This window comes from Luteibacter sp. 329MFSha, assembly GCF_900111665.1.
In the GTDB taxonomy this organism is placed as follows: Bacteria; Pseudomonadota; Gammaproteobacteria; order Xanthomonadales; family Rhodanobacteraceae; genus Luteibacter.
In genome coordinates, this window is the sequence record NZ_FOJE01000005.1 from 238,180 (window position 1) to 257,891 (window position 19,712).

The window sequence follows — 19,712 nt, forward strand, 5'->3', positions numbered from 1 at the left end:
GCTCAGAAGTCCACCGAGGCCTGGACGAAGAAGGTACGCGGCTGGCCGACGTAGATGCCGTCGTTGTTGTCCGTCGAGCGCGTGAAATAGCGTTTGTCGGCGAGGTTCTTCACGCCGAGGCCGAGGCGGAGGTTCGAGTATGCGGGCCCGAACGCGTATTCCGCCCGCGCGTTCCACGTCGTCCAGCCGGGGATGTCACCGAGTTCGCCCTCGGGCGAGGGCTCCGTGACGTACGCGGTCGGGTTCGCGGGATCGAAGCTGGGCGAGCCCGGCGAATGCTGGCGCGACTGCGAAAAGGCATCGAGGTTGAACGTCCACTGCGCGATGCCGTAGCGCAGACCGAGATTCGCGGTACGGCGGGAGTAGAACGGCAGGTCCTTACCGGCGAACGAGCCGTGCTTGTAGAAGGCGTGCGTGTACGTCGCGGTGCCCCACAGCGTGAGGCCCTCGAGCGCGTCGCTGAAAGCGCCGAAGTCGACGTGCCCGGCGGATTCGATGCCCTTGTGCGTCGTGGCACCGAGGCTCGTCCAGCCTTCGTACGAGTCGGGCACGTTCGGCAGGCGGCCCACGAGCTGGAGCTCGTGATCGAAGTTGATGCGGAACAGCGAGACTTCGCCGCCCCAGGCCTTCGTGTCGTAGCGCGTGCCGATCTCGTACGTGCGCGCCGTCTCCGGCTTCAGTCCCGCCGCGAAGCGATTGTTCGAATCCTTCTGGCCGATCTGGAAGTACTGCAGCGAGCCGAACGAGGTTTCGGCGTTCGCGTAGAGCTTCCACGCGTCGTCGAGGTGATAGATCACGTTGAGCGACGGCAACGGCTTCGAGTAATCCTTCTGGCGCGACGTCGGCCCACGCACGATCACCGTGCCGCCCGGATGCGCCTGCCACTCGCTGTCGATGCGTTCGTAGCGGATGCCGGGCGTGATCGTCCAGTTGCCGGCGTTGATCGTGTCGTCGAGATAGAAGGCGTGCGCCTCGTTGCTACCGGTGTTATCTCCGGATAGCACGTACGGCCCGCCGTAGGGGAAGCTGTCGTAGGGCGTGTACGGCAGGTTCGAGACGTAGCGGTTGTTGCGCAACGTGCGCTCGTGCATCGCCTCGCTCGTGTACCGGTAGCCGACGCCGATCTCGTGCGTCACCTGGCCCCAGTCGAACAGCTGCGAATAGCGCGGCTCGATCGCGAACACGTGGTAGTTGCGCGGATAGGCGATCAACTGGTGGGCATACGTACCGTTGGCGTTCGCCGTGATCGTTTCGATGTGGCTGCCGCGGAAGCTGTCGGAATAGTACGTCTGCACCTCGAAGCTGCGGCGATCGTCGACATGGCTGTACTTCAGCACGTAGTCGGTGCGGCGACCGTGGAAATCGTCGAACGGGCGGCGCGACTGGAACGGGTCGGCGTCGTAATCCGCCTGGTTCAGGCCGCCCGGCATCCCCGCCTGGCCGTCGTAGTGGTGGATGCTGCCGGTGAGTGTGTCGTCGTTCGTGATCGCGTACTTCGCCTTGAGCATGAGGTCGTCGATGCTCTCGTTGTCTTCGCGCTCACGGAAGCCGGGGCCGTGCAGTCCGTTGTACAGCAGCGCCACGCCGAGGCCGTTCGCCGTGGTGCCGCCGACGAGGACGTTCGAATTCGTCCGGATGCCGCCGTGCTCGCCGCCCTGGAACTGCACGCCCGCGCTGCCGCCGAAGTCCCGCGGGATGTCGCGCGTGACGAAGTTGATGATGCCACCGACGTTCTGCGGCCCGTAGCGCACGGAACCGCCGCCACGCACGACGTCCACCGCCTGGAGGTTGCCCAGGCCCACCGGCGCCATCGAGACCTGCGGCTGGCCGTACGGCGCGACGGCGAGCGGAACGCCGTCCAGCAGGATCGTCGAGCGAGGGGAGAGTCGCGCGGTCAGGCCGCGCACGCCGACGTTCAGCGAGACGTCGCTGCCGCCCGTGCCATTGCTCTCCTGCACCTGCACGCCCGGAATCCGGCGCAGCGCGTCGCGGAGGTTGATCGCCCCGGCCTCGCGCAGTTGCTCGCGACGGACCACGGTACGCGCGCCGGGATGGTTTTCGACGACGTTCCGCGAGGCCTCGCCCAGCCAGTCGCCGACGACCTTCATGCCCTCCAGCTCGGTGGCGGGCGGCGGGGCGGCGTCCTGGGCCTGCGCGTGTGCGGCGGCGAGGACGCCGGCCAGCGCGAAGGCGAGGGCGGTGGGGCGGAACGGCATGAACGCGGCCTTTGCTCGGGCGAAAAGCGGCCATCGTAAGTGCGAATGATTCTCAGAGCAATTACATGATCGGTTTCATTCGTAACCGTCGGGAGCGACACGCTTGATCGTCCCGTCACACCGGTTCGACCCACGCGGCGGAACCATCGGAGCGACCTCAGCCTCAGGAGCCGCGATGAAAACCCGACGTGTCTACAGCACGCCCGACCTCGCCAGCGCCCGTGCGGCCATGGCCGCCGCGCGGCAGGCCGGCGTTCCCGACGAGGACCTGTCGCTCATCGCCCGGTCGGACATCGAACTCGACCGCATCCCGGAGAAGGACAAGGACGAACATACGGACTTCAAGCCGGCCGCCGTGCGCGGGCTGGCCGAGGGCGGCGTCACGGGTCTGCTGGCCGGACTGGTGGCCATGGCGATCCCGCCGCTGGGCGTCACGATCGCGGGCGCGTTCGCGGTGGGCGCCGCTGGTGCCCTGGTGGGCGGATGGACGGCCGCGCTCATGGGCGCCTCGTCGCCCGATCCCGTGCGGCAGAAATTCGAGGAAACGATCGAGTCGGGCCGCATCCTGCTGGTGGTCGATGCCGACGGCGAGGCGGAAGATCAGGCCGATAGGGCGGTCGTCGCGACCGGCGCCGTGCCGATGCCGTTCGAGCAGCCGACGGCGCTTTCCTGAGCCCCGTCGAGAACCGGCCCGCTGCCGCGGGATCGCCGATGCGATCGGCTCCCACCCTTCGGTAGGGGGGCGGCGGTAAAGGTATCGGCTAGCGCCTCAGAGCTCAATGATCCCCCGCCGGAGCGCGATCGCCACCGCGTGCGTCCGGTCGTTGGCCTGGAGCTTGGCCAGGATGCTCTTCATGTGCGCCTTGACGGTCTCCTCGGCGATGCCGAGGGCCCCGGCGACATCCCGGTTGGCCTCGCCGCGAGCCACGTGGGTGAGCACCTGGGTCTCGCGCGGGGTCAGCTCGTCGTCCTCGGCGTGGCCCGCCATCTCCTGCGCGATTTCCTCCGGAATGCGGCGCTTGCCTTCCATCATCTGGTGGATGGTCGCCAGCATGTCCTTGCGCAGCTCGCTCTTGAGCAGGTAACCCTGCGCGCCGGCCCGGAACGCGCGCAGGGCCTGCACGTCGCCACGGTAAGTGGTCAGCACCAGGATCCGCGCCTCCGGAAACTCCGAGCGGATCGCTTCGATGGCCGCGATGCCACCCATGCCGGGCATCTGCAGGTCCATCAGGGTCAGGTCGGGGAGATGCTCGCGGTAGCGTTCGATCGCTTCCTCGCCCGTGCTGGCCTCGGCGACGAGCTCCAGCCCGTCATGGCCCTCGAGTACCGCCGCGATGCCCTCGCGGAGGAGGGGATGGTCATCGACGGTCAGGATTCGTATGGGCGCCATGGTTCACAGTCGGGAAACTCGAAAGGGACGAGTATCGCGCAATCTTTCGGCGACAAGCGTGTAAGGACGTACCCTCCAACCGTTGCGAGCATCGTGATCATGGCGACGAAACGCAGCAAGGCCGGCGCTCCAGCGTCGGGACGCATCCGCACCGGCATGGGCGGATGGGTATTTCCCGCCTGGCGCGGCCCGTTCTATCCCGAGGGCCTGGTGCAGAAGCGGGAGCTCGAATACGCGAGCACGCATGTCGGTGCCATCGAGATCAACGGCACCTACTACCGCGCGCCCGACGCCGCCACGTACGCCCGATGGGCCGCTCAGACGCCGGAGGGGTTCGTCTTCTCGGTGAAGGCGCCGCGGCACATCGTGCAGACGAAATCGCTGGCCGCCACCGGCACGCGCATCGCGGCCTTCCTCGACGGCGCCGTCGCCCTCGGCGACCGGCTGGGCCCGTTGCTCTGGCAGTTCCTGCCGACGCGGCGCTTCGATCCGGACGACGTCGCCGCCTTCCTCGATCTGCTGCCGGAGAAGCACGGCGGCCTGCGCCTGCGCCATGCGGTGGAGGTGCGGCACGAGAGTTTCCTCGATCCGCGCTGGGTGGCGCTCGCGCGCGAGCGCGGCGTCGCCACCGTCTTTACCGACTCGGAGGACTACCCGTCGATGGCGGACATCACGGGCCCCTTCATCTACGCCCGCCTCATGCGAAGCGTCGCCGATCGGGCGACCGGTTACACGCCGAAGGCGCTACGCACGTGGGCGGACCATGCCGCGACATGGGCGGCGGGCGGCGATCCGGAGGCGCTGCCGCACGTGGCCGCCATCGAGGCTCCGTCGGCACCGCGCGACGTCTTCGTGTTCTTCATCGCCGCGGCGAAGGTCCGCAATCCCTCGGCCGCGGTCGCACTGCGTAGACTTACCGACGGCGCATAATCGCAGCCTTTCCTTCCACGGATGCCCCATGGACCGTCTCATCCAGAACACCCTGATCGATCTTTTCGCCGAGCATGGCGTCGCCCTCGAGCCCGACGAGGACTGGCTGCTGACGGAAGGCGAGGACTATCCCGCCGTGCGCGGTATCTGGCACGAAGGCAAGGACGGCGGCATGGGTCGCCTCGACATCGACATCGTGCTGGACGAGGAGCGCACCATCGAGGAAAGCTTCGGCGGCATCGGCCAGGGCAAGGCGGGCTGCCGCGACGCGCTGGAAAGCTTCGCGCGCAACGATTTCCACGTCGTGCTCGCCGCCTGCTGGAACGTGGTGAACGGCAAGAAGCTCGCCGTGCGCGAACTGAGCGCCGGCACGCAGCGCTTCACGGTGTTCGTCGGCGACTTCACGCTGCGCGGCGAGAAGGATGCGCCCATGGAGATCCCGGAAGACGGACTCTCGGCCCTCGAGGCCGCGATCGCCACGGCGCCGCTCACGCTCGACGTGCACTGGATCCGGGTGTTCTACGGCAACGTGGGCAACGGCAAGACGCAGATCGAAGTGCTCCTCGACAACGAGCCCTGGGCCGCCGGCCACAAGGCCATCGCATCGGTCGACTGGCCACAGCACGAGCGCTATTACAGCCTGCGCAACTTCATCGCGCTGGTGCCGGCGGACTGACCCGATGCGAGAGCGCACCTGGGCGCGACATCGTTCGAGGCCGTGACCTGGAGCCTTGGGGACCGGGGCGAAAAGCTGTCGCGGCCGGGTCCGCTCCCACAACGGCCTTCGGGAACAGCTTTGAGGCCGTGACCGGGAGCTTGGGGACCGGGGCGAAAAGCTGTCGCGGCCGGGTCCGCTCCCACAACGGCCTTCGGGACCAGCTTTGAGGCCGTGACCTGGAGCTTTGGGGACCGGGGCGAAAAGCTGTCGCGGCCGGGTCCGCTCCCACAACGGCCTGCGGGACCAGCTTTGAGGCCGTGACCTGGAGCTTTGGGGACCGGGGCGAACAGCTGTCGCGGCCCTCCGGGACCAGCTTCGAGGCAGTTGTGGGAGCGCACCTGGGCGCGACATGTTTTGAGGCCGTGACCTGGAGCTGGCGCGCGAGCCCTCCATCGCGGCGAAAAGATGTCGCGCGCAGGGCGCGCTCCTACGGCGGAGGCCAGTCTTCGGGCTTGAGGATCGCGAAGAGGCCGTCGCGTCGCGTGCGCCGGCCGAGGCGCAGCACCTCGGCGTCGCGCGAGAACAACAGCGCGGCGCCGGCGTCGGCCGCGAGTTCGAGGAACTTCTGGTCGTCCGGATCGCGGCAACGCGGTAGCGACGTGCGCGTGGCGCCGGCTGGCAACGCCGTCACCAGCGCATCGAAACGCGCTATCGACGAAGCGATCCGCGCGTCGTCGAGCTTCAACGCCGGGTAACGCAGCACGGCAAGCCATTCCGCGCGGCAATCGTCGCGCGTGACGGCTTCCAGTTCACCCGAGGACAGCGCGGCGACCAATCGCGCCGAACGCGGGTCGTCGAAGACGAACGCGTCGAGGCAGACGTTCGTGTCGAGGACGACCCGCACTCGGGATCAGGCCGCCGCGCGCGCGGCCAGCTGCGCGTGCTGCTCCGCCACGATCGTGTACGAGCGCTTGCGCGCCTCGTGGTCGTAGATCTGCGCCGTGATGATCAGCTCGTCGGCGCCGGTGCGCTGGATGAACGCGGCGAGGCCTTCGCGCACGGTGTCCGGCGAACCCACGACGGCGCAGGAGAGCGCATGGTCGACCTGCGCCTTTTCCATCGGGGTCCACACACCGTCCATCGTGTTGACCGGCGGCGGGAGCTGGCCCGGCGCACCGCGACGCAGGTTCCAGAACGCCTGCTGTTGCGAGGTGAACAGGCGGCGCGCTTCCTCGTCCGTATCCGCCGCGACCACGTTGATGCCGAGCATGGCGTACGGCTTGTCCAGCGTTTCCGACGGACGGAACATCGTGCGATAGACCTCGAGGGCCTTCATCATCAGGTCCGGCGCGAAGTGCGACGCGAAGGCGAACGGCAGGCCCAGCTCCGCCGCGAGGCGCGCGCTGAACAGGCTCGAGCCGAGCAACCAGATCGGCACGTTCGTATCCATGCCCGGTACCGCCCGCACGGTCTGACCGGGTTGCTGCGGGCCGAGGAAGAATTGCAGCTCCTGCACGTCCTCCGGGAAACGGTCGTCGCTGGGACCGAGCGCACGGCGCAGCGCTCGGGCGGTGCCCTGGTCGGTACCGGGCGCGCGCCCGAGGCCGAGGTCGATGCGGCCCGGATAGAGCGACGCGAGCGTGCCGAACTGCTCCGCGATCACCAGCGGCGCGTGGTTGGGCAGCATGATGCCGCCGGAACCGACGCGGATCGTCTTCGTCGCCTCGGCCACGTAGCCGATCACGATCGACGTCGCGGCGCTGGCGATGCCGGTCATGTTGTGGTGTTCGGCCAGCCAGTAACGATGGAAGCCCAGCGCCTCGGCATGGATGGCGAGATCGCGCGAATTGCGCAGGGCGTCGCCGGGCGTGGCGCCGCGGATCACGGGGGACAGGTCGAGCACGGAGAAGGGGATCATCCGGAAGACACCTCGGGGAAAAGGGGCGGCGGACGGTCCGCCAATCCCTCCCACATGGGCGCGGGGGATGGCTTTGCAACCCATAAAGTCGGCTTTGGGAAACAATCCGTTCCCGGAAGCGATGCGCCACGGCGCGGACGGAAGAGGAAAATACACCCATCCACTCATCCAGTCCGGTAATCCCGGGGGAGCACGACATGATCGACGTCCGTCGTTTCGACAGCCTCGGTGGCGCCAACCACGGTTGGCTCGACGCCAAGCATCACTTCTCCTTCGCCTCGTACCACGACCCGAAGCGCATGGGCTGGGGCGCGCTCCGCGTCTGGAACGATGACACCATCGCCCCGGGCACCGGCTTTCCTCCGCATCCGCATTCGGACATGGAGATCATCACGTACGTTCGCGAAGGCGCGATCACCCACGAGGACAGCCTCGGCAACAAGGGGCGCACCGAAGCGGGCGACGTGCAGGTGATGAGCGCCGGCACCGGCATCCGCCATGCCGAGTACAACGCCGAGCCGGAGACGACCCGGATCTTCCAGATCTGGATCATCCCCGATCGCGAGCGCAAGGCGCCGTCGTGGGGCACCCGCCCCTTCCCGAAGGGCGAGCGCTCGGGCCAGTTCGTCACCCTGGCCAGCGGTAGCGAAGCCGACACCGACGCCCTGCCGATCCGCACCGATGCGCGCGTGCTCGGCGCCACGGTGAAGGCCGGCGAGACGGTCGAGTACACCGTCGGCAAGGGCCGCCACGTCTACATGGTGCCGGCCACGGGCACGGTCGAGGTCAACGGCGTGCAGCTGAACGCACGTGACGGCGCGGCGATCCGCGACGAGGACGTGCTGCGCATCACCGCGTCGAACGACGCGGAACTGGTGCTCGTCGACGCCGCCGCGTAAGGCGACCGAAGGGTATGCTGTGGGTCATGACGACCCACGGCATGCTTCATCTCGACAACCCGATCCTCGACACCGACAGTTACAAGGCCAGCCACTGGCTGCAGTATCCGCCCGGAACGGCCGCCACGTTCTTCTACGTGGAATCGCGTGGCGGCACGTACGAAAGCACGGTGTTCTTCGGCCTCCAGGCCATCCTGAAGTCCCGCCTCGGCCGCCGCGTCACGCACGCGGACGTCGACGAAGCGCGCGACTTCTTCGCCGCCCACGGCGAACCCTTCAACGAAGACGGCTGGCGCCACATCGTTGACACGCATGGCGGCCGCCTCCCCGTGCGCGTGCGCGCGGTGCCGGAAGGCAGCGTCGTGCCGACGCACCAGGCGCTGGTGACCGTCGAATCCACCGATCCCGCGGCGTACTGGCTGCCGTCCTACCTGGAAACGCTGCTGCTACGTCTGTGGTATCCCGTCACGGTGGCGACGACCAGCTGGCAGGCGCGGCGGACGATCCTGCACTACCTCGAACGGACGTCCGACGACGCCGCAGCGCAGATTCCTTTCAAACTGCACGACTTCGGCGCGCGCGGCGTGTCGAGCGCGGAATCCGCCGGGCTCGGCGGCATGGCGCACCTGGTCAACTTCCTCGGCACCGATACCGTGTCGGGCGTGCTGGCCGCCCGCGCCTACTACGGCGAGCCGATGGCGGGCTTCTCCATTCCCGCCGCCGAGCACAGCACCATCACCAGCTGGGGACGCGACCACGAGGTCGACGCGTACAGGAACATGCTGCGGCGTTTCGCGAAGCCGGGTTCGCTCGTCGCCGTGGTGTCGGACAGCTACGACATCTACCACGCGATTCGCGAGCTCTGGGGCAAGGCGTTGCGCGACGAGGTGATCGCGTCGGGTGCGACGGTCGTCGTGCGTCCGGATTCGGGCGACCCGGTCGAGGTGGTGCACCGCTGCGTGAGCCTGCTCGACGAGGCCTTCGGCAGCACGGTGAACGGCAGGGGCTTTCGCGTCCTCAACCACGTCCGCGTCATCCAGGGCGACGGCGTGAATCCGGAGAGCATCCGCGCGATCCTCGAGCGCATCGTCGGCGCGGGCTATTCGGCCGACAACCTCGCGTTCGGCATGGGCGGCGCGCTGCTGCAGAAGCTGACGCGCGACACGCAGAAGTTCGCATTGAAGTGTTCGGCGGCGCGCGTGGACGGCGCATGGCGCGACGTGTGGAAGGATCCCGTCACGGACCAGGGGAAGATGTCCAAGCGCGGCCGGATGACCCTCCTGCGCCACCGCGAATACGGCACGTACCGCACCGCCGCGTTACCCGGCGACGCCGTCTCGCTTCCGCCCGATGTGCTTGAGCACGGCTGGGAGGAGGTCATGCAGACGGTGTGGGAGAACGGCGAACTGCTGCGCGACTGGTCGTTCGCCGAAGTGCGCGAGAAGGCCGCCGCGGGGCGATGAAACCGGCGGCGCCGTCGGACCTCGTGGACCGGGGACGTGGATACCGGCGTACGCCGGTATGACGGGACCTGCGACACGTCGGAGCGGGCGCGGGGCGCCGACAAAGGGCGGGGCCGTCGGACCTCGTGGACCGGGGCCGGCGTGCGCCGTTATGACGGAGACCAGCGTCACCCCGGCGCACGCCGGGGTCCACGGCGAGGCGGTCGGTTTTCGCTAGCGCGCCTGTGGGTTGCGCTTCATCAACCCGTGCGTGAACAGGTACGCCGCCGTCTGGTAGTACGTCACGGCGTCGTGCGCGTCCTGCTGATCCTTGTGCTCGACCGGCACCGCGTCGCCCGACTGCAGCGTCGGCACCATCTGCTTCACGGGCTGGCGCGGAATCAGCGACGTCAGCCGGTCGCCGTGCAGGTAACCGAGCTCCTGGTACGTACTCAGGAACGCGCGCTCGCGGCCCGGCTCGAGCCGGAAGAGGTCGTAGCCATAGAACCGCGACGTATAGCTGAAGCCGAGCATGCCCAGCAGCGTCGGCGGAATGTCGATCTGACTCATCAGGCGATCGACGCGTCCCGGAGCGACGTGCTTCGGCGAGTAGATGTACAGCGGGATGTGATATCGATCGACGGGCAGGCTGGTCTTGCCCGCGCTCGTCGCGCAATGGTCCGCCGTGATGACGAAGATGGTGTCGTCGAACCACGGCTTCGTCGCCGCGCGGCGGAGGAAGTCGCCGAGCGCCCAGTCGGTGTACTTGACCGCCGCGCGACGCGAGCCCTGCGGCAGGTCGACGCGCCCCTGCGGGAACGTGAACGGCCGGTGGTTCGACGTCGTCATGACGTGTCCGAAGTAAGGCTTGCCGGCCGCGTACGCGTCGTCCATGCGCTTCATGACCAGTGTGAACAGGTCCTCGTCCGCCACGCCCCAGACGTTCTCGGCGTGGATGTCCTTGTCGGCGATGGCGTCGCGATCCACGGCGTTGTAGCCGTTGCTCGCGAAGAAGTGGTTCATGTTGTCGAAGTAACCGTAGCCACCGTAGACTAACTCCGACGTGTAGCCCTTCTCGTTGAAGACGTCCGCGAGCGACCAGAGGTTTTCGTTGTTCGGCCGCTTCACGATCGACTCGCCCGGCGTCGGCGGCACGGACAGCGCCAGCGCCTCGAGGCCGCGCACCGTGCGCGTTCCGTTGGCATAGAGCTGGCTGAAGAACAGGCTCTTCGACGCGAGGGCGTCGAGGTTCGGCATCAGGTGCTTGTGCTTGCTGACATCGAGACCTTCCACGTAGTCGCCCGACAGGCTCTCCACGCTGATGAGGACGACGTTGAGCTTCTTCTCCGGACGATTCGCCACGATGGTTCGCGTGATGTCCTGCGGATCGTCGGTGGTGAACGTCGCGTCCGGCGTCTTCAGCAGGCGGCGCAGGTTCGCGAACGCGTCCTTGTCCGGTAGCGTCGGGTAGTACTTGGCGTAGTCGAGCTCGTTTTCGCGGAAGGCCGCGAAGAACTCGTAGATGCCGTTGCCGGCGAGCTCGTTCACGTACTGGTTCGACGAGCGGTCCTTCATCTGCCCGTCGACCGCGAAGCTCACCGCGACGGTCAGCAGCAACCATACGCCGACCACGGCGCCGCGCTGGAGGAAACGCGACCCTTCGTCGCGCACCACGAGCACGCGACGGCTGCCCACCATGACGGCGACGGTCGCCAGCAGCAGCAGCGCCGACCAGGTGCCGATCGGGTACGACTCGCGGATGTTGCCGATGACCTCGTGCGTGTAGACGAGATAATCCACGGCGATGAAGTTGAAGCGCGCGCTGAACTCGTTCCAGAACACCAGCTCGGCCGCGCCCAGGTAGAGGGTGGCGAAGGCGAGCACGGCGCACAGCCCGACGACCGCCCGGCCACCCCAGCGCGAGGACCACGCCCGGCGCGGCACGAGCCACGTCACCAGGAGGAGGGGCCAGGCGACGTAGACGAACGTCACCAGGTCGTAGCCGAAGCCGGCGACGAACGCGTACAGCCACTCGAGCGGCGCGCCCGGGAGCTCGTGGCGGGATCGCAGTGTAAGAACGAGGCGGACGAGAAAGGCGACGGCAAGGAACAGGACGCCGAACCACACGAGCGGCCGGAACCTCTGGCGCAGGGTCTGAACGGAGGTCGGGGGCGCGCGCATGCTGCTTCTCGGATCGTGACGGCCCTTCGGAGGCCAGGCGTTTCCGGGCAGGGTAGGCGCAGGGGCTTACGGCGCCCTTTCCTTATCCTTAGCCGAAGCTTTGGTCGGCTATCCGGTTCATGGCCATCCGCGATCGGCCGCCGCAAGAAAACGTGACCTGCCGCGTTTACCGTCTCTGTGGCAACCTACACGACCTTACGAGACGACCCACCGGAGCCACGGCGCACGTGGAGCAAGAAACCATGGCGGAGCTCCCGTCGACCGATCAGCCTCTGGCCAGGCGTGCCCTCCATCTGACCCTGCTCCGTCGCGCGGGTGGACCGCTGCTCTCGGTGGCGCTGCTGTGCCTGGCTCTCTGGGCCCTGCACGCGATGGCCAGCGAGGTGACGTACCGGCAGATCGCCGGATACGTGCATGCGCTGCCCAACACCGACATCGCGCTGGCGATCCTGCTGACGGCGGCCGGGTACGGGGTCATGACGCTGTACGACTGGTTCGGGCTGGCCAGCATCGGCAAGCGGCTGCCGGCGAAGCGGGTTGGGCTGATCTCCTTCATCAGCTACGCGTTCTCCAACGCGCTGGGCATGTCGCTGCTGGTCTCCGGCTCGATCCGCTACCGCTTCTACGTGCAGGCGGGCCTGACGACCGGCGAGGTGGCGCGGGTCGTGCTGTACACCACGCTGAGCTTCTGGCTCGGGCTGGCGGCCCTCACCGGCGTGACGCTGCTCGCCGTGCCGATCCCTCCCGAGGTGCCGCTTTCCGCCTGGCGGATTCCGCTGGCGATCGTCCTCGTGCTGGTGCCCCTGGCCTGGTTCGCCATCGCGGTGGCGGTGCGCAGGCCCCTGCGCGTGTGGCGCTTCTCGGTGGAAGCGCCGACCCCGGTCGTCGCGGCGCGGCAGATCCTGATCGGCGCGCTCGACTGGGGCCTCGCGGCGGGCGTGCTCTACGTGCTGATGCCCGAAGCGATCGCGGGCGGCTTCGGCCATTTCCTGGCGATCTTCGTCCTGGCGCAGATGGCCGGACTGATCAGCCATGTACCCGGTGGCCTCGGTGTCTTCGAAGCCGTGATGCTGGCCGGCTTCGGCGCCACCGGAAACCATGGACTCGAGGCCCCGATCCTCGGCTCGCTGGCCGCCTACCGCCTCGTGTATTACCTCCTGCCGCTGTGCACCGCGACCGTCATGGTGATCTGGCGCGAGGTGCGCGCCCTGCGGCATACCTCGCTGATCACGCCGTGGTTCAGCAGCCTGCTTCCGCCGTTCTTCGCCGGGCTCACCCTCGTGTCGGGCGCCGTGCTCCTGTTCTCCGGCGCCACGTTGGCGATCCCGGGGCGCATGGAAATCCTCCGCGGCTTCGTGCCGTTGCCGCTGGTGGAGGTCTCGCATTTCCTGTCCAGCGTCGTGGGCATGCTCCTGCTCATCCTCGCGCGCGGCCTGCAGCGCCGGCTCGACGCTGCGTACGTGCTCACGCTCGTGCTGCTGATCCTCGGCGCCATCCTCTCGCTGCTCAAGGGCATCGATTACGAGGAAGCGACCCTACTGACCCTGCTCGCGCTGGCCCTCGCGCCAGCCCACCGGCATTTCTACCGGCGCGCGTCGCTGTTCCGCGCGTCGTTCTCGCCCGGCTGGGTGCTCGCGATCGGTGCAGTGCTGGCCTGTTCCACCTGGCTGGTGTTCTTCAGCTTCAAGCACGTCGAGTACAGCAACAACCTGTGGTGGGAGTTCAGCTTCCGCCATGGTGGCGCGCCGCGAGCACTGCGGGCACTGGTCGGCGCGACCGCGGTCGTGATGCTCGTCGCGCTGGCCAACCTGATCCGGCCGGCGCGTGCGCGCCGCTCGCGTCCCGGCGACGCCGAACTCGTGCGCGCGCTGCCGCTGGTCAAGGGTTTCGATTCGGCCCAGGCGCACCTCGCGCTCGTCGGCGACAAGATGCTGATGTTCGCGCCGGATGACCGCGCCTTCATCATGTACGACATCGAAGGCCGCAGCTGGGTGGCGATGGGCGACCCGGTCGGCACCGACGAGGACGTTCGCCGCGAGCTGGTCTGGACGTTCCGGGAGGAATGCGAGCGCGCCGGTGGGTGGCCGCTGTTCTACCAGGTGCGCCCACGCGATCTCGACCTCTACCTCGACGTCGGCATGAGCCTGCTCAAGATCGGCGAGGAGGCGCGCGTGCGACTCGAGTCGTTCAATCTCGACGGCAAGTCGAAGAAGACCCTGCGCGGCACGGTGAACAAGCTGGCGCGCGACGGCCTGCGCATGGAGATCGTGCCGGTCGACGGCGTGCCGGCGCTGCTGCCGCGCCTGAAGGTCATCTCCGATGCGTGGATGCGCGACAAGAAGGTCCGCGAGAAGCGTTTCTCCCTCGGCCTGTTCGACGAGCGTTACCTCGCCCGCACGCCGATGGCGGTGGTCTGGCAGGGCGAGGAGCCCGTCGCGTTCGCCAACGTGTTCGTGACGGACACGAAGGAGGAAGCCTCGGTCGACCTCATGCGCCACCTGCCGGACGGTCCCTCCGGCATCATGGATTTCCTGTTCATCGAACTGATGGTCTGGGCGAAGGCCGAGGGCTATCGCTGGTTCAACCTCGGCATGGCGCCGTTGTCGGGCCTGCAGAACCGGCGCACCGCGCCGCTGTGGAGCCGCTTCGGCGCCATGGTGTTCGGACGCGGCGAGCGCTTCTACAATTTCCGCGGATTGCAGCGCTACAAGGACAAGTTCGATCCCGAGTGGGAGCCGCGCTACATCGCGGTGCCCGGCGGCATCGCGCTTCCCCTCGCGCTGGCCAACGTCGCCAGCCTGATCTCCGGCGGGCTGGGTGGCGTCGTCCGCCGATGAAGAGACGCATGAAGAAAACGATCCGCTATTCCCTGCTCGGCCTGCTCGCCCTGGGCGTGCTCGCGCTGCTCGCCTGGCATCCGTGGACACATGCGTCGATGGAGAAATCCACCGTCGAGCTGCCCGCGCTCACGACGGCGCCGGCCGGACAGGAAGACCTGCTCGTCGTCATCTACTCGGGCGACGGCGGCTGGTGGGACCTCGACCAGCGCCTGGGTGCGGTGTTCACCTCGCGCGGCATTCCCGTGGCCGGTGTCAGCACGTTCAAGTACTTCTGGCGATACCGGTCGCCGGAGGAATCGGCGCACGATCTCGACGGCCTGCTCGATCGCTACACGGCGCTTTGGAAGAAGAAACGCGTGCTGCTGATCGGCTATTCGTTCGGCGCCGACGTACTGCCGACCATCGTGGGGAAACTCCGTCCCGACAACCGCGCGCGCCTGAGCCAGCTCGTGCTGCTCTCCGCGAGCCGCGACGTGAACTTCGAAATCGAACTCGAAGGCTACATGCAGCAGGGCTGGTGGACCACCCACACGCACAATTTCCTGCAGTGGCTCAATCCGGTCGTGCACACCGATGCGGTGCCGCCGATCGCCGCGCTGGGCGGACACCCGCCAATGGCCTGCTATTACGGCGCCGAGGATGCGGACGACAGCGGCTGCACCGATCCGAAGCTGCCATCGTTCGTCACGGTCTACCGGAAGCCCGGCTCCCACCATTTCGACGAGAACTACGAAGCGTTGGCGACCGAGCTCATCCAGCGCATGCCCGCGCAGCCGGCGGCCGCGTCGACGTCGCCTTAACGGACGATCGCCGTTCCGGCGCGTGAAGGCCTGTCACACAACGTTCACCGGTCTGCCACCGAAAATTTCGCCTTTTGCGACCAACCTGATCGCCCGGGGTGGAGCGCGCAATGGAGAAATGAACGATGCAACGCGAACCAGGCAAACGGGATTACGGGTCGTCCGACGGTGCGAGCCTGCGTAGTCTCGCCAGTCGGGGCATGAGCATTCCGCAGCGGACCGCGCCAAAGCCGCCGGCGACTCGCCCTGAAAGGCCGCGCCCGGAGCGGCGTAGGGACGAGCAGAAAAGCCGTGAATCCCACGCCCTGGCGTAAAACCCGCCCTTCGCCTACACGGGCGAAGGCAAATCGGCACTAATTTTAAGAATTCTCCTATATCCGCCGCCGGCCGACCTACGCAACATTACGGTCACGCCGCGCCGGCGACATCGGCGTGGCAACACATCGCCGATGACCGATCCGACGGCAGGACGCCGTCCGTCCCTAGCGCAAGGATCGATCCCCCCTTCATCGGCGGTAACGCCGCGTCGGCTTCGCCGGGCCGCGTTCGGGTGGCCGAGGCCGCCAGACCAAGGGACGGTCGCCATGGCCCTCCGCGTGAGCGCGAGGGCCATGCTTTTCTGGCGTATGCTCGCCCCATGGGCTGTCTTCCCGTTCCCCTGATCGCACTCATCGGTTTCGCCATCGGTTATTTCATCGATGGACGGACCGGCTCGGTCTGGGGCGGCGGTATCGGCCTGATCGTCGGACTCGCGCTGGCCGTCATCCTGCTGCGTGCCATGCGCCGCGCGAACCGGCGCTAGCTCTTCCTGCCGAAGAACATCGAGACGCCGAGCCCGGCGATGAACGAGGGCCCATGACCCGCCACCCGGTGCAGGGCGTACGCGTCCAGCTGCAGGTGGTCGCCGATGGTATAGGCCAGCCCGCCGCCCGCCTGCAGCTCGTTACCCTCGTCCGCGTCGTGGATGGCGTCGGCCTCGATGTATGCCATCCATTGATCGCCGAATTTGCGGCCGAAGGTCGGCGCGAGGGTCCAGGTGTTGCGCCCCTTCAGGTGGTCGACGTTCGCGTAGAGCGTGTTCTGATGGTCATCGTCAGGCTTCCACTGCATCGTGCTGCCGAGGCTGACCTCGCGCGCGCCGTTGCCGAAGTCCTCGTCGCCGTTGTCGAACGTCACGTTGCCGAGCGCCGCCCAGCTGAACGAGCCCGCGTCGCCCGATCCCGGGGATGCCCATTTGAGGCCCACGCTGGTGTCGCCGTGCCCCGTGGCATGTCGCCGCGAGCCCATCCCGCGTTCTTCGAGGCGGTTCCATGCCGATCCAGCGACCTGCAGCTCGACCGGCCCGCCCAGACCGAGGCGGATGACGCTGTCGGCCGTGTACGTGCGATCCAGGAAGCCGTCGCTTCGCTCCCGCTCGTACGTCGGCAGCCCCTGTTCGAGCGCCAGCGTGCCCGCGGGCAGCACGGTGGTGGCGAAGCCGGCCCCCGGCCGGTCGAAATCGGGCGGATCGGCGAAGGTAGGCGTCGAAAGGACGGCGAGGGCGAGGGCGGCGAGGAGAGGGCGTGGCGTCATGCGGCGATTGTGGCAAGCGCGACCGTCGCGACCGCGTCACGACGAACGGGGGACCGAGGCGAAAAGCCGTCGCGGCCAGGTCCGCTCCGACAACCGCCTCGGCGCCCCGCCTGTGGGAGCGCACCTGGGCGCGACATGTCTGAGGCCGTGCCCCGGAGCTAGCGCGCCACCTTCGGGACCGGGGCGAAAAGCCGTCGCGGCCAGGTCCGCTCCCACAACCGCCTCGGCACCCCCCTTGTGGGAGCGCACCTGGGCGCGACATGTCTTGAGGCCGTGCCCTGGAGCTGGCGCGCCACCTTGGGGATCGCGGCGAAGAGCCGTCGCGGCCAGGTCCGCTCCTACAACGGCCTCGGCGCCCCGCCTGTGGGAGCGCACCTGGGCGCGACATCTTCTGAGGCCGTGCCCCGGAGCTGGCGCGCCACCTTGGGGACCGAGGCGAAAAGCCGTCGCGGCCAGGTCCGCTCCCACAACGGCCGCCGGGCCCCCCCCCTTGTGGGAGCGCACCTGGGCGCGACATGTGTTGAGGCCGTGCCCCGGAGCTGGCGCGCCACCTTGGGGACCGGGGCAAAAAGCCGTCGCGGCCAGGTCCGCTCCCACAACGGCCGCCGGGGCCGTGACCTAGCGCGATCCGGCCTTGAGGACCGGGAAGCTTTCCGACAGGTCGACCTTCGCTTCGCCCGCGAAATCCGCGGCGGAGCGGCCGAGCTTCACGGTGTACGTGCCCGGCGCGACGCGCCAGCGCTTGCCCTTGTCGTCGTAGCGGGCGAGAGCCATGGGTTCCAGCGCGATGTCGACCCGACGGCTCGCGCCCGGCTTCAGGCTCACCTTGTGCCAGCCGGCGAGGCGGCGCATGCCGCCGTCCGGCGCGGCGACGTAGACCTGCGGCACGTCCGCACCGGCGGTCTTGCCCGTGTTCTTCACGGTGACGTGCGCGACGGCCCGGCCGGTCGCGTCCTTGTCCACGGCGAAATCGCTGTACGCGAACGACGTGTAGGTCAGGCCGTAGCCGAAGGCGAAGAGCGGCTCGCGCCCGGTCTTCTCGAACCAGCGGTAGCCGACATCGGCACCCTCGATGGTGTAGTCGATGTTGTCCGCCGGCTTTTCCTTCGAGTACAGGCCCGCGGCCTGGATCGTGGGGCGCGGCAATTGCGATTCGTCCTTCGGCCAGCTCACCGGCAGGCGCCCCGACGGTGCGGTTTCGCCATAGAGCAGCCGCGCGATGCCTTCGCCACCTCCCGATCCCGGATACCAGGCCTGCAGCACGGCGCTGACGCTCTGAAGCCAGGGCATCTTCACCGCGCCATTGGTTTCCAGCACGACGACGACCTTCGGGTTTGCCTTCGCGACGGCGGCCACCAGCGCGTCCTGCCCATCCGGCAGCGACATGTCCGGCGCATCGTACGACTCGGCGGCCCACTTCGTGACGAAGACGACGGCGACATCGGCGGCCGCGGCGGCTTTCGCGGCCGCCGCGGGATCGGTGCCCGGATCGAAGGTCACCTTGCCACCCAGCTTCTGCATGAACGCGAGCGGCGCGGACGCGTGATAGCGGACCGGGCCCGGCCAGCCGGTGGGTTCGAGCCCGGGCACCGGGTCGCCGCCCTCGTCGGTGACCGTGGACGAGCCTCCGCCAGCCAGCACACCTTTGTCCGCATGGCCACCGATCACGACGACCGACTGACCCTTGCGCGCCAGCGGCAGCAGCGAGCCTTCGTTGCGCAGGAGGACCGCGCCGGCTTCCAGCGCGTCCCGGGCGACGATGCGGTCGGCCGCGTACGGCACCGGCGTGACCGGCTTCGTGGGAATGGGATCGTCGATGACGCCATGGGCGATGAGGCTGCGCAGGATGCGGCGGGCCATGTCGTCGAGGCGCGCCTTCGGCACCTCGCCCGACGCCACGGCAGCGCGCAACGGCTTGTCGAAGTACACCTCCTTGTCGAACACCTCGCCGGCGGATTCCTGGTCGAGTCCGGCCAGCGCGGCCTTGGCGCCGCTGTGCACGCCGCCCCAGTCGGACATCACGAAGCCCTTGAAGCCCCACTCCTTCTTGAGCACGTCGGTGAGCAGCCAGGCATCCTCGCCGGCGTAGACGCCATTGACGCGGTTATAGGCCGACATGACCGAGCCCGGATCGCCGTGCGCGATGGCGATCTGGAAGGCCAGCAGGTCCGACTCGCGCAGCGCGACCGGATCGATGTCCGCGCTGTGCGTGTTGCGGCCGGTTTCCAGGTCGTTGATGGCGAAGTGCTTCACCGTCGCGACGATCCGTTGCTCCTGGATGCCCTTCACCGCCGCGCCGACAATGGTGCCCGCGAGGATCGGATCCTCGCCCGCGTATTCGAAGTTGCGGCCGTTGCGCGGATCGCGCACCAGGTTCACGCCGCCGGACAGGAGCACGCCGTAGCCCTTGCCACGGGCCTCGCCGCCGATCATGCGGCCGCCCGCGTGGGCGACGGCGGGATCGAAGCTCGCGGCGGTCGCGAGGCCGGCCGGCAGCGAGATCGCGCCCTTGCCGTCGATGCCCGGCTTGTTCACGCCGAGTCCCGCGTCCGTTTCATTGATCGCGGCCAGGCCGATACGGGGCAGGGCGGGTACGTAGCCGGCGCCACCGACGGCGCCTTCGGGGACGCCGTGCTTGTCGCTGGCCAGACCGAAATCGGAACGGATCAGGCGGAATTTCTCATCGTCGGTCATGGCGGAGACGAGCAGTTCCGCGCGGCGGTCGGGGCTCAGCGAGCGATCCATCCACGGTTTGTCCGCCGGCGCGGCGGCATGGGCGGAACCGGCGAGGCCTGCAGCGAGGGCGACGGCGAGGGTGGTGCGGCGGGTGAACTCGGACATGGGGCACGGTCGATCGGCGAGGAAG

15 protein-coding genes are annotated in these 19,712 nt (G+C 68.2%); 8 read left to right on the forward strand and 7 right to left on the reverse strand.

The features are described 5' to 3' along the window. Nucleotides 1-2: 2 nt before the first annotated feature. Nucleotides 3-2,216: a TonB-dependent receptor family protein gene (locus BMW54_RS18100; RefSeq protein ID WP_090058966.1), complete on the reverse strand. Its 2,214-nt coding sequence runs from the start codon at nt 2,214-2,216 to the stop codon at nt 3-5. Between the two features lie 175 nt (nt 2,217-2,391). Here BMW54_RS18100 and BMW54_RS18105 point away from each other — a divergent pair, with 175 nt between their 5' ends. After that, complete coding sequence (locus tag BMW54_RS18105) at nt 2,392-2,889, forward strand: hypothetical protein (protein WP_090058967.1); 498 nt, start codon at nt 2,392-2,394, stop codon at nt 2,887-2,889. A gap of 96 nt (nt 2,890-2,985) precedes the next feature. Here the strand turns inward: BMW54_RS18105 and BMW54_RS18110 are convergent, their stop codons facing one another. Then, nucleotides 2,986-3,606 (reverse strand): response regulator, encoded by a 621-nt coding sequence (locus BMW54_RS18110; RefSeq protein ID WP_090058970.1) that lies wholly within the window; start codon nt 3,604-3,606, stop codon nt 2,986-2,988. A 99-nt stretch (nt 3,607-3,705) separates the two neighbouring features. Here BMW54_RS18110 and BMW54_RS18115 point away from each other — a divergent pair, with 99 nt between their 5' ends. Both BMW54_RS18115 and BMW54_RS18120 read left to right on the forward strand, forming a co-directional pair. Then, complete coding sequence (locus BMW54_RS18115) at nt 3,706-4,536, forward strand: DUF72 domain-containing protein (protein WP_090058972.1); 831 nt, start codon at nt 3,706-3,708, stop codon at nt 4,534-4,536. A gap of 28 nt (nt 4,537-4,564) precedes the next feature. Beyond that, nucleotides 4,565-5,212: a DUF6348 family protein gene (locus BMW54_RS18120; protein WP_090058975.1), complete on the forward strand. Its 648-nt coding sequence runs from the start codon at nt 4,565-4,567 to the stop codon at nt 5,210-5,212. A gap of 469 nt (nt 5,213-5,681) precedes the next feature. Here the strand turns inward: BMW54_RS18120 and BMW54_RS18125 are convergent, their stop codons facing one another. Continuing rightward, a complete protein-coding gene (locus BMW54_RS18125) occupies nt 5,682-6,098 on the reverse strand; it encodes a putative toxin-antitoxin system toxin component, PIN family (RefSeq protein WP_090058977.1) in 417 nt (138 codons plus the stop codon). Nucleotides 6,099-6,104: 6 nt separating this feature from the next. Continuing rightward, nucleotides 6,105-7,112 carry an LLM class flavin-dependent oxidoreductase gene (locus BMW54_RS18130; RefSeq protein WP_090058980.1) on the reverse strand — a complete coding sequence of 336 codons (1,008 nt, stop codon included), beginning with the start codon at nt 7,110-7,112 and terminating at the stop codon, nt 6,105-6,107. A 197-nt stretch (nt 7,113-7,309) separates the two neighbouring features. On the opposite strand from BMW54_RS18130, the gene BMW54_RS18135 reads away from it, so the two are divergent. Both BMW54_RS18135 and BMW54_RS18140 read left to right on the forward strand, forming a co-directional pair. Then, nucleotides 7,310-8,011 carry a pirin family protein gene (locus BMW54_RS18135; RefSeq protein ID WP_090058983.1) on the forward strand — a complete coding sequence of 234 codons (702 nt, stop codon included), beginning with the start codon at nt 7,310-7,312 and terminating at the stop codon, nt 8,009-8,011. A gap of 41 nt (nt 8,012-8,052) precedes the next feature. Beyond that, nucleotides 8,053-9,474 carry a nicotinate phosphoribosyltransferase gene (locus BMW54_RS18140; RefSeq protein WP_090059091.1) on the forward strand — a complete coding sequence of 474 codons (1,422 nt, stop codon included), beginning with the start codon at nt 8,053-8,055 and terminating at the stop codon, nt 9,472-9,474. Nucleotides 9,475-9,687: 213 nt separating this feature from the next. On the opposite strand, the gene BMW54_RS18145 is transcribed toward BMW54_RS18140, so the two are convergent. Then, complete coding sequence (locus BMW54_RS18145) at nt 9,688-11,634, reverse strand: LTA synthase family protein (RefSeq protein WP_090058986.1); 1,947 nt, start codon at nt 11,632-11,634, stop codon at nt 9,688-9,690. A 242-nt stretch (nt 11,635-11,876) separates the two neighbouring features. Between BMW54_RS18145 and mprF the strand changes: the two genes are divergently transcribed. From mprF to BMW54_RS18885, 3 genes are all read left to right on the forward strand, one after another. After that, the gene (mprF, locus tag BMW54_RS18150; protein ID WP_090058988.1) at nt 11,877-14,471 is read left to right on the forward strand and encodes a bifunctional lysylphosphatidylglycerol flippase/synthetase MprF; all 2,595 of its coding nucleotides are present in this window, start codon (nt 11,877-11,879) and stop codon (nt 14,469-14,471) included. Between the two features lie 8 nt (nt 14,472-14,479). Then, nucleotides 14,480-15,274 carry a virulence factor gene (locus BMW54_RS18155; RefSeq protein WP_254779454.1) on the forward strand — a complete coding sequence of 265 codons (795 nt, stop codon included), beginning with the start codon at nt 14,480-14,482 and terminating at the stop codon, nt 15,272-15,274. Nucleotides 15,275-15,911: 637 nt separating this feature from the next. Next, nucleotides 15,912-16,076 (forward strand): hypothetical protein, encoded by a 165-nt coding sequence (locus BMW54_RS18885; protein ID WP_175472927.1) that lies wholly within the window; start codon nt 15,912-15,914, stop codon nt 16,074-16,076. Here the strand turns inward: BMW54_RS18885 and BMW54_RS18160 are convergent. Together BMW54_RS18160 and BMW54_RS18165 are read right to left on the reverse strand one after the other, a co-directional pair. Continuing rightward, the gene (locus tag BMW54_RS18160) at nt 16,073-16,846 is read right to left on the reverse strand and encodes a transporter (RefSeq protein WP_090058994.1); all 774 of its coding nucleotides are present in this window, start codon (nt 16,844-16,846) and stop codon (nt 16,073-16,075) included. The genes BMW54_RS18885 and BMW54_RS18160 overlap by 4 nt on opposite strands. 618 nt (nt 16,847-17,464) lie before the next feature. Continuing rightward, entirely contained in the window at nt 17,465-19,687 is a 2,223-nt protein-coding gene (locus tag BMW54_RS18165) for a glycoside hydrolase family 3 C-terminal domain-containing protein (protein ID WP_090058996.1), read from the reverse strand. Nucleotides 19,688-19,712 lie beyond the last annotated feature (25 nt).

Coding starts and splice junctions, on each gene's coding strand:
- BMW54_RS18100 (WP_090058966.1), bottom strand. CDS start 2,216: ATGCCGTTCCGCCCCACCGCCCTCGCCTTCGCGCTGGCCGGCGTCCTC.
- BMW54_RS18105 (WP_090058967.1), top strand. CDS start 2,392: ATGAAAACCCGACGTGTCTACAGCACGCCCGACCTCGCCAGCGCCCGT.
- BMW54_RS18110 (WP_090058970.1), bottom strand. CDS start 3,606: ATGGCGCCCATACGAATCCTGACCGTCGATGACCATCCCCTCCTCCGC.
- BMW54_RS18115 (WP_090058972.1), top strand. CDS start 3,706: ATGGCGACGAAACGCAGCAAGGCCGGCGCTCCAGCGTCGGGACGCATC.
- BMW54_RS18120 (WP_090058975.1), top strand. CDS start 4,565: ATGGACCGTCTCATCCAGAACACCCTGATCGATCTTTTCGCCGAGCAT.
- BMW54_RS18130 (WP_090058980.1), bottom strand. CDS start 7,112: ATGATCCCCTTCTCCGTGCTCGACCTGTCCCCCGTGATCCGCGGCGCC.
- BMW54_RS18135 (WP_090058983.1), top strand. CDS start 7,310: ATGATCGACGTCCGTCGTTTCGACAGCCTCGGTGGCGCCAACCACGGT.
- BMW54_RS18140 (WP_090059091.1), top strand. CDS start 8,053: ATGCTTCATCTCGACAACCCGATCCTCGACACCGACAGTTACAAGGCC.
- BMW54_RS18145 (WP_090058986.1), bottom strand. CDS start 11,634: ATGCGCGCGCCCCCGACCTCCGTTCAGACCCTGCGCCAGAGGTTCCGG.
- mprF (WP_090058988.1), top strand. CDS start 11,877: ATGGCGGAGCTCCCGTCGACCGATCAGCCTCTGGCCAGGCGTGCCCTC.
- BMW54_RS18155 (WP_254779454.1), top strand. CDS start 14,480: ATGAAGAAAACGATCCGCTATTCCCTGCTCGGCCTGCTCGCCCTGGGC.
- BMW54_RS18885 (WP_175472927.1), top strand. CDS start 15,912: ATGGGCTGTCTTCCCGTTCCCCTGATCGCACTCATCGGTTTCGCCATC.
- BMW54_RS18160 (WP_090058994.1), bottom strand. CDS start 16,846: ATGACGCCACGCCCTCTCCTCGCCGCCCTCGCCCTCGCCGTCCTTTCG.
- BMW54_RS18165 (WP_090058996.1), bottom strand. CDS start 19,687: ATGTCCGAGTTCACCCGCCGCACCACCCTCGCCGTCGCCCTCGCTGCA.